The sequence below is a fragment of the Mycobacterium angelicum genome (assembly GCF_002086155.1).
GTDB lineage: Bacteria > Actinomycetota > Actinomycetes > Mycobacteriales > Mycobacteriaceae > Mycobacterium > Mycobacterium angelicum.
The window spans coordinates 1-15,454 of sequence record NZ_MVHE01000057.1; the positions used below are offsets into that span (position 1 = coordinate 1).

At 67.0% G+C, this 15,454-nt stretch carries 15 protein-coding genes; 11 read left to right on the forward strand and 4 right to left on the reverse strand.

The window, feature by feature from the left end; translation table 11 throughout:
- The first annotated feature begins 124 nt into the window (after positions 1 to 124).
- The 8 genes from BST12_RS22860 to egtE all read left to right on the forward strand — a co-directional run bounded on the left by BST12_RS22860 (position 125) and on the right by egtE (position 8,175).
- Positions 125 to 1,573 carry a catalase gene (locus BST12_RS22860; RefSeq protein ID WP_083115541.1) on the forward strand — a complete coding sequence of 483 codons (1,449 nt, stop codon included), beginning with the start codon at positions 125 to 127 and terminating at the stop codon, positions 1,571 to 1,573.
- A gap of 28 nt (positions 1,574 to 1,601) precedes the next feature.
- Positions 1,602 to 2,030 (forward strand): organic hydroperoxide resistance protein, encoded by a 429-nt coding sequence (locus tag BST12_RS22865; protein ID WP_211281341.1) that lies wholly within the window; start codon positions 1,602 to 1,604, stop codon positions 2,028 to 2,030.
- Positions 2,031 to 2,040: 10 nt separating this feature from the next.
- Positions 2,041 to 2,694 (forward strand): sensor domain-containing protein, encoded by a 654-nt coding sequence (locus BST12_RS22870; RefSeq protein ID WP_083115543.1) that lies wholly within the window; start codon positions 2,041 to 2,043, stop codon positions 2,692 to 2,694.
- A 112-nt stretch (positions 2,695 to 2,806) separates the two neighbouring features.
- Complete coding sequence (gene egtA, locus BST12_RS22875) at positions 2,807 to 4,105, forward strand: ergothioneine biosynthesis glutamate--cysteine ligase EgtA (protein ID WP_083115544.1); 1,299 nt, start codon at positions 2,807 to 2,809, stop codon at positions 4,103 to 4,105.
- Positions 4,102 to 5,379, forward strand: a complete 1,278-nt coding sequence (gene egtB / locus BST12_RS22880) for an ergothioneine biosynthesis protein EgtB (protein ID WP_083115545.1) — start codon at positions 4,102 to 4,104, stop codon at positions 5,377 to 5,379. Before egtA ends, egtB begins: the two co-directional genes overlap by 4 nt.
- Entirely contained in the window at positions 5,379 to 6,074 is a 696-nt protein-coding gene (gene egtC, locus BST12_RS22885) for an ergothioneine biosynthesis protein EgtC (RefSeq protein WP_083115546.1), read from the forward strand. Before egtB ends, egtC begins: the two co-directional genes overlap by 1 nt.
- Positions 6,074 to 7,039 (forward strand): L-histidine N(alpha)-methyltransferase, encoded by a 966-nt coding sequence (gene egtD / locus BST12_RS22890; RefSeq protein WP_083115547.1) that lies wholly within the window; start codon positions 6,074 to 6,076, stop codon positions 7,037 to 7,039. Before egtC ends, egtD begins: the two co-directional genes overlap by 1 nt.
- Positions 7,036 to 8,175, forward strand: coding sequence for an ergothioneine biosynthesis PLP-dependent enzyme EgtE (gene egtE / locus BST12_RS22895; protein WP_083115548.1), 1,140 nt, complete (start codon positions 7,036 to 7,038; stop codon positions 8,173 to 8,175). Before egtD ends, egtE begins: the two co-directional genes overlap by 4 nt.
- 271 nt (positions 8,176 to 8,446) lie before the next feature.
- On the opposite strand, the gene BST12_RS22900 is transcribed toward egtE, so the two are convergent.
- Together BST12_RS22900 and BST12_RS22905 are read right to left on the reverse strand one after the other, a co-directional pair.
- Positions 8,447 to 9,133 (reverse strand): class I SAM-dependent methyltransferase, encoded by a 687-nt coding sequence (locus BST12_RS22900; protein ID WP_083115549.1) that lies wholly within the window; start codon positions 9,131 to 9,133, stop codon positions 8,447 to 8,449.
- A gap of 20 nt (positions 9,134 to 9,153) precedes the next feature.
- On the reverse strand, positions 9,154 to 10,626 hold the full coding sequence (locus tag BST12_RS22905) for a glutamate-cysteine ligase family protein (protein ID WP_083115550.1): 1,473 nt from the start codon (positions 10,624 to 10,626) through the stop codon (positions 9,154 to 9,156).
- Positions 10,627 to 10,682: 56 nt separating this feature from the next.
- On the opposite strand from BST12_RS22905, the gene glpK reads away from it, so the two are divergent.
- Positions 10,683 to 12,230 carry a glycerol kinase GlpK gene (gene glpK, locus BST12_RS22910; protein WP_083115572.1) on the forward strand — a complete coding sequence of 516 codons (1,548 nt, stop codon included), beginning with the start codon at positions 10,683 to 10,685 and terminating at the stop codon, positions 12,228 to 12,230.
- Between the two features lie 77 nt (positions 12,231 to 12,307).
- Here the strand turns inward: glpK and BST12_RS22915 are convergent, their stop codons facing one another.
- Complete coding sequence (locus tag BST12_RS22915) at positions 12,308 to 12,991, reverse strand: PadR family transcriptional regulator (RefSeq protein WP_083115551.1); 684 nt, start codon at positions 12,989 to 12,991, stop codon at positions 12,308 to 12,310.
- Between the two features lie 161 nt (positions 12,992 to 13,152).
- Between BST12_RS22915 and BST12_RS22920 the strand changes: the two genes are divergently transcribed.
- Positions 13,153 to 13,536, forward strand: a complete 384-nt coding sequence (locus BST12_RS22920; protein ID WP_083115552.1) for a hypothetical protein — start codon at positions 13,153 to 13,155, stop codon at positions 13,534 to 13,536.
- Here BST12_RS22920 and BST12_RS22925 read toward each other — a convergent pair.
- A complete protein-coding gene (locus BST12_RS22925) occupies positions 13,533 to 14,405 on the reverse strand; it encodes an RDD family protein (RefSeq protein ID WP_083115553.1) in 873 nt (290 codons plus the stop codon). The genes BST12_RS22920 and BST12_RS22925 overlap by 4 nt on opposite strands.
- Before the next feature lie 37 nt (positions 14,406 to 14,442).
- Here BST12_RS22925 and BST12_RS22930 point away from each other — a divergent pair, with 37 nt between their 5' ends.
- Positions 14,443 to 15,435, forward strand: coding sequence for a stage II sporulation protein M (locus BST12_RS22930; RefSeq protein ID WP_083115554.1), 993 nt, complete (start codon positions 14,443 to 14,445; stop codon positions 15,433 to 15,435).
- The last annotated feature ends 19 nt before the right edge of the window (positions 15,436 to 15,454 follow it).

Below are 15,454 nucleotides of genomic sequence, written 5' to 3' on the forward strand. Positions count from 1 at the left end.
GCCCGGCCCCCCGCCGCCCGGGGCTGGTGCTCCCGGTCCGCTCCAGCCGCCGACTCCGACGCCCAGCACGCTGCCCAGCAATCCGCCGGCCCGCCCCTAGCGCCGTACTCGAGGGAGAGAGCCAATGACGCAGCGCTACACCACCACTGACGCCGGGGCCCCCGCGCCCAGTGACGACCAGTCGCTGACCATCGGACCCGACGGCCCGATCCTGCTACACGACCATTACCTGATCGAGCAGATGGCCATGTTCAACCGGGAACGCATCCCGGAACGACAGCCGCATGCCAAGGGCGGCGGCGCATTCGGTCATTTCGAGGTGACCAACGACGTCAGCCAATACACCCGGGCCGCGGTGTTCCAGCCCGGCACCAAGACCGACACGCTGATCCGGTTCTCGACGGTCGCCGGAGAGCGCGGCAGCCCGGACACCTGGCGCGATCCCCGTGGTTTCGCGTTGAAGTTCTACACGTCGGAGGGCAACTTCGACATGGTCGGCAACAACACTCCGGTCTTCTTCATGCGCGACCCATTGAAGTTCCAGCACTTCATCCGATCGCAAAAGCGGATGGCCGCAACGAATTTGCGCGACAACAACATGCAGTGGGACTTTTGGAGCCTCTCACCGGAGTCGGCGCATCAGGTGACCTGGCTGATGGGGGACCGGGGCATCCCCAAAAGCTGGCGCCACATGAACGGCTACAGCAGCCACACCTACAGCTGGATCAACGCCGGCGGCGAGATCTTCTGGGTGAAATACCACTTCATCACCGATCAGGGCATCGATTACCTCACTCAGCAGGATGCCGACCGGCTGGCCGGTGAGGACGGCGACTACCACCAACGCGACCTCTATCAGGCCATCGAGGGCGGGAGCTATCCGAGCTGGACGCTCAAGATGCAGATCATGCCGTTCGAGGACGCCAAGACCTATCGGTTCAATCCGTTCGATCTGACCAAGGTGTGGCCGCACGGCGACTACCCGTTGATCGACGTCGGCAAGCTGACGCTGAATCGCAACGTCACCGACTACCACACCGAGATCGAGCAGGCCGCCTTCGAACCGAACAGCTTCGTGCCCGGCACCGGATTGAGCCCGGACAAGATGCTGCTGGCCCGCGGCTTCTCCTACTCCGACGCCCACCGGGCCCGGCTGGGCACCAATTACAAGCAGATACCGGTGAATACGCCGAAGGTGCCGGTGCACAGCTACTCCAAGGACGGGGCGATGCGGATGAACAACGTCTCCGACCCGGTCTATGCACCCAACTCCTACGCGGGCCCGCAAGCCGACCCGGTGCGTGCCGCTGAAGTGCGCTGGTACGCCGACGGCGAGATGGTCCGCGCCGCTTACACGCTGCGCGCCGAGGACGACGACTGGGGACAGGCCGGCACGCTGGTCCGCCAAGTTCTCGACGACGCGGCCCGGGAGCGCTTGGCCCACAACATCATTGGTCACGTCTCCAAAGGCGTGCAGGAGCCGGTGCTGTCGCGGGTGTTCGAGTACTGGCGCAACGTCGACGCCGACCTCGGTAAGAAAGTCGAGGAAGGGGTTCGGGCGAACCTGGGGTGACTTTTACCGGGCTGGCATGATCGAGCCCATGAGCATCGAAGTCGTTTACACCACCGAATCCACCGCTACCGGCGGCGGCCGTGACGGCCACGTGCGGTCCGACGACGGTCGCCTCGACCTGGAAACCCGTCCGCCGAAAGAGATGGGCGGCAACGGCGAGGGCACCAACCCCGAGCAACTGTTCTCCGCCGGCTACGCCGCGTGCTTCCTGGGTGCGCTGCGGCTGGTGGCCGGCAAGGCGAAGGTCAAGCTGGACGACGCCAGCAGCGTCACCGTCGAGATCGGATTCGGCAAGGACTCCGAAGGCGGCTTCGGGCTCACCGGCAAGATCGTCGGTTACCTGCCCGGCCTCGAGCAGAGCGCCGCCGACGACTTGGTGCACCAGGCCCACCAGGTGTGCCCGTATTCCAAGGCGACCCGCGGCAACATCGACGTCGACGTCTCGGCCAAGGTCTAGCCCGGCGACGATGGACGGTCACGTACGGTTCGCCGTCACGGCGGCGACGCTGTCCATCGCGGCCCTTCTTGTTGCCCCGGCTGCGAACGCGCATCCGTCGGAACCCGGAGTGGTGAACTACGCCGTCCTCGGCAAGGGCTCGGTGGGCAATATCGTCGGCGGCCCGATGGGCTGGGAATCGATGTTCACCCAGCCCTTCCAGGGTGAATGGGTTGACGTGCCGGAGTGCAACAACTGGGCCGACATCGGGTTGCCCGAGGTGTACAACGACCCCGACCTGGCGTCATTCAACGGCGCCACCACGCAGACGTCCGCCACCGACCCAACGCACCTGGTTAAGCAGGCGGTCGGGGTGTTCGCCACCAACGAGGCCGCGGACCGCGCGTTCCACCGTGTCGTCGACCGGACGGTGGGCTGCTCGGGCCAGACCACGGCGGTGCACTTCGATGACGGGACCACGCAGGTGTGGTCCTTCACCGGGGGGCCGGCCTCCGCTACCGACGAAGCGTGGACCAAACAGGAAGCGGACACCGATCGCCGATGCTTCGTTCAAACCCGGCTGCGCGAAAACGTGTTGCTGCAGGCCAAGGTCTGCCAGTCTGGCAACGCCGGCCCGGCGGTCAACGTGCTGGCCGGCGCGATGCAGAACACGCTGGGCCAGTAGCCACGGGAATATGTCGGTGCGATCTGGAAGATGAAGTGGTGGCGGCTATCGTTCGTATAGCTGCGCAACCAGGGGTCTGCGACGGATGCTCCGGGCCCGGAGGGATCGTGATATGACGTTCGGCGCCATCACCGCCGCGGCCGCCCAGCTGGATAGCGCTTGCCCGGCTGACACCGAGATCACCACTTTTGCCGCCGCCGCCCAGTACATCGCCGACGGCTGTCTGGTCGACGGCCCGCTGGGGCGAGTCGGTCTGGAAATGGAAGCCCACTGTTTCGACCCGGCCGAGCCGCTGCGCAGGCCGAGCTGGGATGAAATCACCGACGTGCTCGAGTGGCTCAGCCCGCTACCGGGCGGCAGCGTGGTCAGCGTTGAGCCGGGTGGCGCCGTGGAGCTGTCGGGCCCACCCGTCGACGGCGTGCCGGCGGCCATCGAGGGCATGGCCCGCGACCAGGCGGTATTGCGGTCCGCTTTCGCCGACGCCGGCCTGGGACTGGTCTTCCTGGGGGCCGATCCGCTGCGCCCGCAGCAGCGGGTCAACCCGGGTGCGCGGTACCGCGCCATGGAACAGTTCTTCGCCGCCAGTCACAGCGGGGCCGCGGGCGCGGCGATGATGACCTCGACCGCGTCCATCCAGGTGAACCTGGATGCCGGCCCGCAGGCCGACTGGGCGGCGCGGGTGCGGCTGGCGCATGCGCTGGGGCCGACGATGATCGCGATCGCCGCCAACTCCCCGATGCTGAGCGGCGAGTTTTCCGGCTGGCAGTCGACTCGGCAGCGGGTGTGGGGCCAGATGGACTCGGCGCGCTGCGGCCCTATCCTCGGCGCCAGCGGTGACGACCCGGGCACCGACTGGGCCCGCTACGCACTCAAGGCGCCGGTGATGATGGTCCGCAGCGCCGACACCCAAGAGGCTGCCGCGGTCACCGAGTACGTGCCGTTCACCGACTGGGTGGACGGCCGGGTGCTGCTGGGCGGCCGCCGCCCCACCGTCGCCGATCTGGAATACCACCTGACTACGTTGTTCCCCCCGGTACGGCCACGTCAGTGGCTGGAAGTCCGCTACCTTGACAGCCTGCCCGACGCGGTCTGGCCCGCGATGGTGTTCACTCTGGTGACCCTGCTCGACGACCCGATCGCGGCCGACGCGGCGGCCGCGGCCGTCGAGCCGGTGGCCACCGCTTGGGATATCGCGGCCCGGATCGGCCTGGGCGACAAGCGGCTCTACGCCGCGGCCAACCGATGTGTGGCTATTGCGGCCGAGTGGGCGCCCGCCGCTCTGACGGAGCCGATGCAGCGCTTGATGCGCAACGTCGAGCAGGGCCGGTGTCCGGCGGACGACTTCTCCGACCGGGTCATCGAGCACGGCATCGCGCCGACGGTGGCGCTGCTGGCGCAAGGGGAGCCGTGACCTCACGGGAAAGGCTGGCCGAGGACCTCGAGCGGGCCCGGACGCGGACGCTGCGGCTGGTTGACTTCGACGACGGCGAGTTGCGCCGGCAATACGACCCGCTGATGAGCCCGCTGGTGTGGGATCTCGCACATATCGGCCAGCAGGAGGAGCTGTGGCTGCTGCGCGGTGGCGACCCACGCCGGCCCGGAATGCTGCCGCCGGCCGTGGAAAGTCTTTACGACGCCTTCGAGCACAACCGCGCCAGCCGGGTGGACCTGCCGTTGCTGACCCCGCAGCGGGCGCGCTCCTACTGCCAGACGGTGCGGTCGGCTGCCCTGGACGCGCTGGACGCACTGCCCGAGCATGCCGGCGACTTCCAGTTCGGGTTGGTGATCAGCCACGAGAACCAGCACAACGAAACCATGCTGCAGGCGCTGAACCTGCGCACCGGCGCGCCGCTGCTCAGCGAAACCTCCGCACTGCCCGCGGGGCGCCCGGAGTTGGCCGGAACGTCGGTGCTGGTACCCGGGGGGCCGTTCGTGCTGGGGGTGGACGCCGCGACCGAACCGTACTCGCTGGACAACGAACGTCCCGCCCATGTCGTGGACGTCCCCGCGTTCCGGATCGGCCGAGTCCCGGTCACCAACGGCGAATGGCTGCACTTCATCGCCGACGGCGGCTATCACCAGCCGCAGTGGTGGTCGGATCGCGGTTGGCAACATCGCCAGCAAGCCGGCCTGACCGCGCCGCAATTCTGGAATTCCGACGGCGAGACCCGCACCCGATTCGGCTATGTCGAGGACATTCCGGCCGACGAGCCGGTGCAACACATCACCTACTTCGAGGCGCAGGCATACGCGGCGTGGGCCGGTGCGCGGCTGCCCACCGAGGTGGAGTGGGAGAAGGCCTGCGCCTGGGATCCGTCGACCGGAAGCCGGCGCCGCTACCCGTGGGGCGGCGACGAACCCGCCCCGGACCGCGCCAACCTGGGCGGCGCCGCGCTGCGCCCGGCTCCGGTGGGTGCCTACCCGTCCGGCGCTTCGGCCTTCGGCGCCGAGCAAATGCTGGGGGATGTGTGGGAGTGGACCAGCTCGCCGCTTCGGCCCTGGCCCGGCTTCGTGCCGATGATCTACGAGCGCTACTCGCAGCCGTTCTTCGACGGCGATTACCGGGTGCTGCGCGGCGGGTCATGGGCGGTGGAGCCGGCCATTCTGCGGCCCAGCTTCCGTAATTGGGATCACCCGTACCGTCGTCAGATCTTCTCCGGCGTCCGGCTGGCCTGGTCGCTCTGATGTGCCGACACCTGGGCTGGCTCGGCGCGGACGTCACAGTGTCCTCTCTCGTGCTGGACCCACCGCAAAGCCTGCGGGTGCAGTCGTATGCGCCGCGGCGGCAAAAGCACTGCCTGCTCAATGCCGACGGTTGGGGTGTGGGCTTTTTCGATGACGGGGTCGCGCGGCGCTGGCGCAGTTCGGCGCCGCTGTGGGGTGAGACGTCGTTCGAATCGGTGGCGCCGGCGTTGCGCAGCCAGTGTGTGGTGGCGGCGGTGCGCTCGGCGACAGTCGGCATGCCGATCGAGGTGAGTGCCACCGCGCCGTTCACCGACGGCCAGTGGCTGTTGTCGCACAACGGTGTGGTCGACCGGAGTGTGTTGCCGGCCGGCGCCGGGGCCGAATCCGTTTGCGACAGTGCGATATTGGCCGCAGCCATCTTCGAGCGTGGCATGGATGCTCTGGCCGACACGATCGTCGAGATCGGCATGGCCGATCCGCTAGCTCGGCTGAACATTCTGGCGGGCAACGGGTCTCGGCTGATCGCAACCGCGTGGGGCGACACGTTGTCGATTCTGCGCCGCGCCGACGGAGTGGTGCTGGCCAGCGAGCCCTACGACGACGACCCGGATTGGGAAGACGTGCCGGACCGCCACCTGGTGGAAGTCACCGCCGGCGGCGTCGCCATTACCGCGCTGGACTTGAAAGGAGTCTGATGACGCTGTCGCTGTCCAACCACCTTGCTGAGGACTCGGCGTATCTCGCGCTGCGCCGCGACGTATTCGACGGCTTACAGCGGACCCCGAAATCGTTGCCGCCCAAGTGGTTCTACGACTCGGTCGGCAGTGATCTCTTCGATCAGATCACCCGGCTGCCGGAGTACTACCCGACCCGGGCCGAGGCCGCCATCCTGCGTGGCAGGTCCGCCGAGATTGCAGCGGCCAGCGCTGCCGACACCCTGGTCGAGCTGGGCAGTGGAACCTCGGAGAAGACCCGGATGCTGTTGGACGCGCTGCGCGATCGCGGATCGCTGGCCAGATTCGTGCCGTTCGACGTCGACGCCAGCGTGCTGTCGGCCACCGCCAGCGCGATTCAGCGCGAATACACCGGCGTCGAAATCAAGGCCGTCTGTGGCGATTTCGAGGAACACCTGACCGAGATTCCGCAGGGCGGCCGCCGGCTGTTCGTCTTCCTGGGGTCCACGATCGGCAACCTGACGCCCGGGCCGCGCGCGGAATTTCTGGCCACGCTGGCCGGGGTGATGCGGCCGGGCGACAGTCTGCTGCTGGGCACCGACCTGGTTAAGGACACCGGCCGGTTGGTGCGCGCCTACGACGATGCCGCGGGCGTGACGGCCAAGTTCAACCGCAACGTGCTGGCCGTGATCAACCGGGAACTCGACGCGGATTTCGACGTCGACGCTTTTCGGCACGTAGCCCGCTGGAACGCAGAAGCTGAGCGGATCGAGATGTGGTTGCGCTGCGATCGTCGGCAACGGGTGCGCGTCGCCGCGCTCGAGCTGACCGTCGACTTCGCCGCCGGTGAGGAGATGCTCACCGAGGTCTCGTGCAAGTTCCGGCCGGACGCGGTGAATGCCGAACTGGCCGAGGCGGGATTGCGTCGCATCCGGTGGTGGACCGACGACGCCGCTGACTTCGGGTTATCGCTGGCCGCCAAGTGAGCGACCCGCTGGCCGACCGCTGGCGGGCGGCCCGCCCCGCGGTCGCCGGCCTACACCTGGATAGCGCGGCGTGTTCGCGCCAAAGCTTCGCGGTGCTCGACGCGACCGCCAAGCATGCGCTGCACGAGTCCGAGGTCGGCGGCTATGTGGCCGCCGAGGCCGCCGCGCCGGTGCTCGACGCCGGACGCGCCGCGGTCGCGACGCTGTGCGGCATGCCCGACGCCGAGGTGGTGTTCACCACCGGTTCGCTCAATGCGCTGGATCTGCTGCTGGGCGGCTGGCCGGCCGAAAGCCGGACCCTGGCGTGTCTGCCCGGGGAGTACGGACCGAACCTGGCGGTGATGGCTGCGCACGGTTTTGCCGTGCGCCATCTGCCGACCCTCGGCGACGGCAGGCTGGCCCTCGACGATGCGGCGTTCGAGTTGGACGAGGACCCGCCGGATCTGGTGCACCTGACACCGGTGGCCAGCCACCGCGGCACCGTGCAGCCGCTGGCGATGATGGCCGAACTCTGCGAGCAGCTGGGAATACCACTGGTGGTGGACGCCGCTCAGGCACTGGGTCATATCGATTGCGCGGTGGGTGCCGACGTCACCTATTCGTCGTCGCGTAAATGGCTGGCCGGCCCGCGCGGGGTGGGTGTGCTGGCCGTGCGACCCGAGCTGGCGGAGCGGTTGACGCCACGGCTGCCGGCGCCGGCCTGGGCTGCCTCGTTATCGGTGGCCCAGCAGCTGGGCTTCGGCGAAGCCAATGTCGCTGCGCGAGTTGGGTTTTCGGTCGCGTTGGGCGAACACCTGGAGGCCGGGCCGGAAGCGGTGCGGGCCCGGCTGGCCGAACTGGGTGACATCACCCGTTCCCTGCTGTCGGATGTGGACGGATGGGCGGTGGTCGAGGAGTGCGAAGAGCCCAGCGCGATCACCACGCTGGCGGCACTCGATGGTGCCGACCCGCAAGAGGTGCAGGCGTGGCTGCTCACCGAGCGGCGCATCGTGACCACCTATGCCGGAATACCGCGCGCCCCACACGAGTTAACGGCGCCGGTGCTGCGGGTCTCGCCGCACGTGGACACCACCGCGCAGGATCTGGAAACGTTCGCCGAAGCGCTGATCGAAGGTACCGCGGCGACTTCGGCCTAACTCGAAGCCCGGTCGGGTTCATGCTTTGCGGCTAGTGGAATCGGCTGTGTGCCTGTGGCTTTGAGTGGGTATTCATGGCGGCTAATCCGCGTTTTGGGCGCCATGGGTGCACACTCGAAGCCGGGAGTTCACACTCGACGCGGGTGGCCGAGTAAACGGTGTGGTTTAGCTCGAAGTCCACGGTTGGGTTCACGCTCGACCGTTAGTGCAATCGGCTGTGTGCTTGTGGCTTACCGATTTCGTGTCCGCGCCGCGGTCACCGAATTCGGGTTCAGCCGGCCTTGTGTGCGGTCAACAGGTAGGCCGGAAATTTCAAGCGGCCTTTTTCGTCGTGGTCGTGCGGTGGAAATTCGACTCCGCCGGTTACCTCGGGCGGCATGACGATGGGATTGGCGTGAATGAATGCCGGCCGGATCTCGTCGATTTCCCAGTACTTGCTTACTGCCGCGCGCAATTCGTCCTCGTCGACCTCATTGGGCTTGGCTTCCATGGCCGCGGGGAAGGCGCCCTTTGCGAAGACCAGCACGTAGAAGGCGGCGCCGGGCGCGGCCGCCCGCTGCACCGAGCTCAGATAGCCGTCGCGACCCTCAATGGGCAGCGAGTGGAACAGCGTGCTGTCGATCACGGTGGCAAAGCGGCCGTCGTAGCCGGAGAGCGCAGTGATGTCGGCCTGCTCGAAGGTGGCGTTGCTCAGGCCGCGTTCCTGCGCGGCCTTGGTGGCCGCCGCAATGGCCGTAGGAGTGATGTCGACGCCCACCACGGTGTAGCCGTCGGCAGCCAGAGCCAACGACAACTCGGCGTAGCCGCAGCCGGCGTCCAGCACATCGCTGCGAACCTTTCCCGCCGCGACCAAGGCCGCCAGCTCGGGTTGCGGCTCACCGATATTCCACGGGGGCGGGCCTTGGAAGACACCTTGCTCCTTGTATGCGCCGTCCCAGTCCATAACCTCAGATGTCATGTGTCCCAACGTACCGCGGTTCAGCAGGGCCAGGTGTGAACCGGTTCGTTGGCGTGCATGTGCTCGCAGTAGCGGCGCAGCATGCCCGCCAGGGCGGCCGGTCGGCTCAGACCGCCCGCTTCCAGGGCCTGCACGGTGGACACCTGCCAGCTTGCGCCGTTGCGCCCGGCCCGGACGCGGCCCTCGATGACGCCCAGGAACCGGTCGCGCACCTCGGCGTCGACGCCTCGTTGCCGCAAACCCTCGTGGGCCATCGGCAGCAAGATGCGCAGCACCAGATCCTGGGTGGTCATCTCATCCAGGCCCGGCCAGTGCAGCCGGGCATCGATGCCGTACTTGGCGGCGGCCAGGAAATTGGTGCGCGCCGCCGCGAAATGCATCTTCGACCACAGCGGCTCTTCCGTGCGCGACAGGCTGTGCACCAGCCCGAAGTAGAAGGCCGAGTTCGCCAGCATGTCGACAACTGTCGGTCCCGCCGGCAGCACCCGGTTCTCCAATCGCAGATGCGGGCGTCCATCGACAACGTCGTATACCGGTCTGTTCCACCGGTACACGGTGCCGTTGTGCAACCGCAATTCGGAGAGATGCGGGGTGCGTCCGGCTGCCAGCTCGGCGGCCGGGTCCTCCTCGGACACCTCGGGCAGTAGCGACGGGAAATAGCGGACGTTTTCCTGGAACAGATCGAGAACCGAGTCGATCCACCGTTCACCGAACCAGACTCTGGGGCGCACGCCCTGGGTCTTGAGTTCCTCGGGCCGGGTGTCGGTGGATTGGGTGAACAGTTCGATGCGGGTCTCCGACCACAGCTGGTGGCCGAAGAAGTACGGCGAGTTGGCGGCCAGCGCCAGCTGCGGTCCGGCCAGCACCTGGGCGGCGTTCCAATACCGAGCGAAATCCGCCGGAGCCAGCTGCAGATGCAATTGCATACTGGTACAAGCGGATTCGGGTGCAATGGAGGCGGCCTGCCAACTCAGCGGCTCGGGGCCGGAGATGTTGATCGGGATATCCTCGCCGCGTGCGCTGAATATCGATTCGTTGAGGGCGGTGTACCGCGTCGACTCGCTCATCCAGCCCTCGTTCAGATGCTGTGGCATCAGGGTGGGCAAAATGCCGATCATCACGATGTGCGATCCACTGGCGCCGGCCTTGGTCTCGGCATCGTTGAGGCTGGCCCGGACTTCCTTTTCCAGGTCCAAAGCGGTGTGGCCGGGCAATGGCCGGGGCGGCACATTGAATTCGATGTTGTAAGCGCCCAATTCGGTCTGGTACGCCGGGTCGCCGATGGCGTCCAGCACGTTGCGGTTCGACATGGCGGGCTGGTAGTCGGCGTCGACGAGGTTGCACTCGATCTCCATGCCGGTAAGCGGCTGATCGGAATCGAAACTGCATTGCGCCAGCATCGTCTCGAAGACGTCCAAGCACTGCTGCACTTTGCGCCGGTACTCCCGCCGATGTGCGCGGTTATACGTGGTGCGCTTGACCTCTTCGCCCACAAAGCCGATGGAACAGGTTTACCGTCGACTACGCAAGTTTGGCCCGGGTAACCTGCATTGTCCGATGTCACCGGTTAGGAGAGCAGTTGGCCGAATTCATCGCAGCCATCGACCAGGGTACGACCAGCACGCGCTGCATGATCTTCGATCACGAAGGCGCGGAGGTGGCCCGCCATCAGCTCGAACACGAGCAGATCCTGCCCCGGGCGGGGTGGGTGGAGCACAATCCGGTCGAGATCTGGGAGCGTACCGCGTCGGTGTTGATGTCGGTGCTGAATACTTCCAACATTGCACCGAAAGACATTGCGGCGCTGGGTATTACCAATCAGCGTGAGACGACGCTGGTGTGGAACAAGCGGACCGGCCGGCCCTATTACAACGCGATCGTCTGGCAGGATACCCGCACCGACCGCATCGCGTCGGCACTGGACCGCGACGGCCGCGGCGAGGTGATCCGGCGCAAGGCGGGGCTGCCGCCCGCGACGTATTTCTCCGGTGGCAAGTTGCAATGGATCCTGGAAAACGTCGACGGGGTCCGCGAGGCCGCGGAAAACGGAGACGCCCTGTTCGGCACCCCGGACACCTGGGTGCTGTGGAATTTGACCGGTGGTCCTCGCGGGGGCGTGCACGTCACCGACGTCACCAACGCCAGCCGGACCATGCTGATGGACCTCGAGACGCTGGACTGGGACGACGAGCTGCTGTCGTTCTTCGACATCCCGCGCCAGATGCTGCCCGCGATCGAGCCGTCGTCGCCGCTGCAGCCCTACGGTGTCACGTTGGACGGTGGACCGGTGGGCGGGGAGGTGCCGATCACCGGGATGCTCGGTGACCAGCATGCGGCGATGGTCGGCCAGGTATGCCTGGACGCGGGCGAGGCGAAAAACACCTACGGCACCGGAAACTTCCTGTTGCTGAACACCGGCGAGAATATCGTGCGCTCCGACAACGGTCTGCTGACCACCGTTTGCTATCAGTTCGGCGACGCCAAACCCGTTTACGCCCTTGAGGGTTCGATCGCGGTGACCGGGTCGGCGGTGCAGTGGCTGCGCGATCAGCTGGGCATCATCAGTGGCGCGGCCCAGAGCGAGTCACTGGCCCGCCAGGTCGATGACAACGGCGGCGTGTACTTCGTGCCGGCATTCTCCGGGCTGTTTGCTCCCTATTGGCGATCCGATGCGCGCGGCGCGATTGTGGGGCTGTCGCGATTCAACACCAATGCGCACGTGGCGCGCGCGACGCTGGAGGCGATCTGCTACCAGAGCCGCGATGTGATGGAGGCCATGGAAGCAGACTCCGGCGTGCGGCTGGAAGTCTTGAAGGTCGACGGCGGGATTACCGGCAACGATCTCTGCATGCAGATTCAGGCCGACGTGTTGGGCGTGGATGTGGTGCGGCCGGTGGTTGCCGAGACGACCGCCCTGGGCGCGGCGTACGCCGCGGGCTTGGCGGTGGGTTTCTGGGCCGACCCGTCCGACCTGCGGGCCAACTGGCAAGAGGACAAGCGCTGGACGCCGACCTGGAGCGACGACCAGCGCGCCGCGGGCTATGCCGGGTGGCGCAAGGCGGTGCAGCGGACCCTGGATTGGGTCGACGTCTCGTAGCCTGCCGCGAGCGTGCGTGTTGGTACGCCGACACGCCGGTTCGGCTGCACATTTGCGCACGCTCGCGGCCAAGTGGCTCAGTCCTCGCCGAGGATGCCGTAGATCTCCCGGCGGGCATTGTTGAGGATTTCGACGATGCGCTGCTGCTGTTCGGGGGTGGCGGTATGCGCCGACTGCGCGACAGCACCGAACAGTTGGCGTGCGGCGGTACGCAGGTTGAGGTGCCCGGGGTCTACGCCCTCGGCGATCTCATCCCACGGCGGGGTCTCGATCTTCTCGGCGGCCGCGCGACCCTCGTCGGTCAGCTGGAAAAGCTTCTTGCTGCCGTCGCTCTCGCTGGCGGTGATCAGCCCTTCGTCGTCGAGGAGTTGCAGTGTGGGGTACACCGAACCGGGGCTGGGCTTCCAGATTCCGTTGCTGCGTTCGGCGATCTGCTGGATCATCTCGTAGCCGTGCATCGGCTTCTCGCTGAGCAACACCAGAATGGCCGCGCGCACATCGCCGCGCCGGCCGCGTCCGCCGCCCCGGCGCCAGCCGCCACGCGGACCCCCGGGGCCGAACCCGAAACCAGGCCCAAAACCAGGCCCGACCCCCGCGCCGAAGCCGAAGGGGCCGTCCTGATCGGCGGCGTGGTCGCGCAGGTGCTCGAAGAATTCCCGCCGTGCGTGCCGCTTGGCACCGTGCAGGGCGCGCATCTGTGTCGGCCCGGGCCTTCCGAAGCCAGGTAAGCCGAAAGGTCCATTGGGAGGGGTGAAGTTCATCTCTGTTCCTAAGTCTCTCGAGGAGCTGCCCACCGGGCGTCTCCGGAATATCACTTTGTATCACGATATATCGCAAACTAACGCGATGCAACGCACTCAACTACGCCCGAGGCGAAATCTCCCCTGTTTGCATCCTGCTCTGGCCGGGTAGCACCTGAGCAATGAACGGAAATCGTCGGACCATCGAGACCGGTCCCGGCAGCGCGAGCCAACCCAGATACGGCGCAACCGGCGGCGGCAGCAAGACGCGCATCTGGGTCAACTGGGTGATGGCGCTGCTGACGGTTCCAGGTGCGGCGATCGTCATGCTCTTCGCACTGGGGGCGGTGATGAGTACCGATTCCTGCACGCAGAGCCAGTGCCCCAACCTGGGCGGCGGAATCAACTTCGACGTCTTGTTCTATGGCCCGCCCGTGATCGCCCTGCTCGTCATCGCCGCGTCGGTCTTCACCGCGCGGCGCCGGGCCGGAATTGTGGTCCCGCTGGTCGGCTGGGCGCTATTGGTCGCCGACGTCGCCATCCTGGTGCTCACGGTCGCGCACTAACTCGGCGGCGAGAATCCCCCGGTGTTCGGCGGCGCCGGATCGGTTTGCGGCCACGGGGCCGGCTGCTGCGGAGCGGGTGGCCAGTAGACGGGTCCCGGTTGCGGAACGGGTGATCCCACTGGCGGGCCCATCGGGCGCAACCGCGCCAACTCGCGCCGGTGTCTTTCGGCCAGTACCGCGGCCAGGATCAGCTGCGGCGGAACGCCCGGCGGTGGCGGCGGGGCGATACGCGACAGCACGTCGCCGGCGATCCGGTAGGCCATCTGCTCGCGCAACGCAGGGTCGAGTTGTGTTGCACGGGAAAGGAATTGGCGCGCTACCTCGGCCTGGCCGGCCGTCAGTCCGGACAGTTGCAGCGACGATGCCCACCACGCCAGCGCCGGTGGCATCACCGGCGGCGGTCCCAACCGGGGACCGCGTTCGCTGACGACGACCGTGCCGGCGAACAGATCGCCGACGCGCTTGCCCTTCGGCGACAGCAGACTACAGATCACCGCCGGGCTGCCCAGCATCATCCAGATCTCTATCACCGAGGCCAGCGCACGAAATAGGGCCTGGCGGAAGCGTTCCGGGCCACCGTCGTCGGACACCACGCGCAGGCCCATCACCATTTTGCCGATGGACCTTCCCCGCGTTGCCGTCTCGATCGCCAGCGGGTAGCCGACCATCGCCAGCACCGTGAAGATGATCAGAAACGCCACGGTCAACGCTTCGTCCAACTGCCCCAGGGAGGTCGCCCAGAGCATCAGTCCCAGGAAGTAGCCGACGAATATGACGATGATGTCGATGATCGCGCTTACCGCTCGCACCGGTAACTGGGCGATCTGGACGTCCAGCACCACCGCGTCCCCGGTCACCACCTCCGACATACCTGGGAACGGTACAGGCTTGGGTAGGCTGCGCAGGGTGGACGTCGACGCGTTCTTGCTGACCCACCGCGGCACCTGGGACCGGCTCGATCAGTTGGTCAAGAAGCGCCGCTCGCTGAGCGGCGCCGAAGTAGACGAACTCGTCGAGCTCTACCAACGGGTGTCCACGCATCTGTCAATGCTGCGTTCGGTGTCCTCGGATTCACTGTTGATCGGCCGGCTGTCGAGCCTGGTGGCACGCGCCCGCTCGGCGGTCACCGGTGCACACGCCCCGCTGAGCAGTACGTTCGTTCGTTTCTGGACGGTCTCCTTCCCGGTGGTCGCCTACCGGTCCTGGCGATGGTGGTTGGCGACGGCGCTGGCGTTCTTCGCCGTCACGGTGCTGATCGGCGGCTGGGTGGCCAACAGCCCCGAAGTGCAGTCCCTCGTCGGAACCCCAACGGACATAGACGAATTGGTCAACCACGACGTGCAGTCGTATTACAGCGCGCATCCCGCCGCGGCGTTCGCGCTGCAGGTCTGGGTGAACAACTCCTGGGTGGCTGCCAAGTGTATCGGCATGGCCGTCCTGCTGGGCGTGCCAATTCCGTTCGTGCTTTTCGAAAACGCCGCCAATGTGGGTGTGATCGGCGGCCTGATGTTCCAGGCCGGCAAGGGCGGCCTGCTTCTGGGCCTGCTGCTGCCGCACGGGCTGCTGGAGCTGACGGCGGTGTTCCTGGCCGGGGCGGTCGGGATGCGGCTGGGGTGGTCGGTGATATCGCCGGGGGACCGCCCGCGCGGGCAGGTCCTGGCCGAGCAGGGCCGCGGCGTGGTGTCGGTCGCCGTGGGGCTGGTAGCGGTGTTGCTGGTGTCGGGGTTGATCGAGGCGATCGTGACGCCGTCGCCGTTGCCGACGTTCGTCCGGATCGCCATCGGCGTGCTCGCGGAAGCGGCGTTCCTGTGCTACGTCGTGTACTTCGGCCGTCGCGCCGTAAAAGCCGGCGAGACCGGCGATATCGAGGACGCACCGGACGTGGTGCCCACCGGCTAGCCGCGACTGTGAACCACAC

Coding starts and splice junctions, on each gene's coding strand:
- BST12_RS22920 (WP_083115552.1), top strand. CDS start 13,153: ATGAACGGAAATCGTCGGACCATCGAGACCGGTCCCGGCAGCGCGAGC.
- egtC (WP_083115546.1), top strand. CDS start 5,379: ATGTGCCGACACCTGGGCTGGCTCGGCGCGGACGTCACAGTGTCCTCT.
- BST12_RS22865 (WP_211281341.1), top strand. CDS start 1,602: ATGAGCATCGAAGTCGTTTACACCACCGAATCCACCGCTACCGGCGGC.
- BST12_RS22870 (WP_083115543.1), top strand. CDS start 2,041: ATGGACGGTCACGTACGGTTCGCCGTCACGGCGGCGACGCTGTCCATC.
- BST12_RS22915 (WP_083115551.1), bottom strand. CDS start 12,991: ATGAACTTCACCCCTCCCAATGGACCTTTCGGCTTACCTGGCTTCGGA.
- BST12_RS22900 (WP_083115549.1), bottom strand. CDS start 9,133: ATGACATCTGAGGTTATGGACTGGGACGGCGCATACAAGGAGCAAGGT.
- BST12_RS22860 (WP_083115541.1), top strand. CDS start 125: ATGACGCAGCGCTACACCACCACTGACGCCGGGGCCCCCGCGCCCAGT.
- egtD (WP_083115547.1), top strand. CDS start 6,074: ATGACGCTGTCGCTGTCCAACCACCTTGCTGAGGACTCGGCGTATCTC.
- BST12_RS22925 (WP_083115553.1), bottom strand. CDS start 14,405: ATGTCGGAGGTGGTGACCGGGGACGCGGTGGTGCTGGACGTCCAGATC.
- egtA (WP_083115544.1), top strand. CDS start 2,807: ATGACGTTCGGCGCCATCACCGCCGCGGCCGCCCAGCTGGATAGCGCT.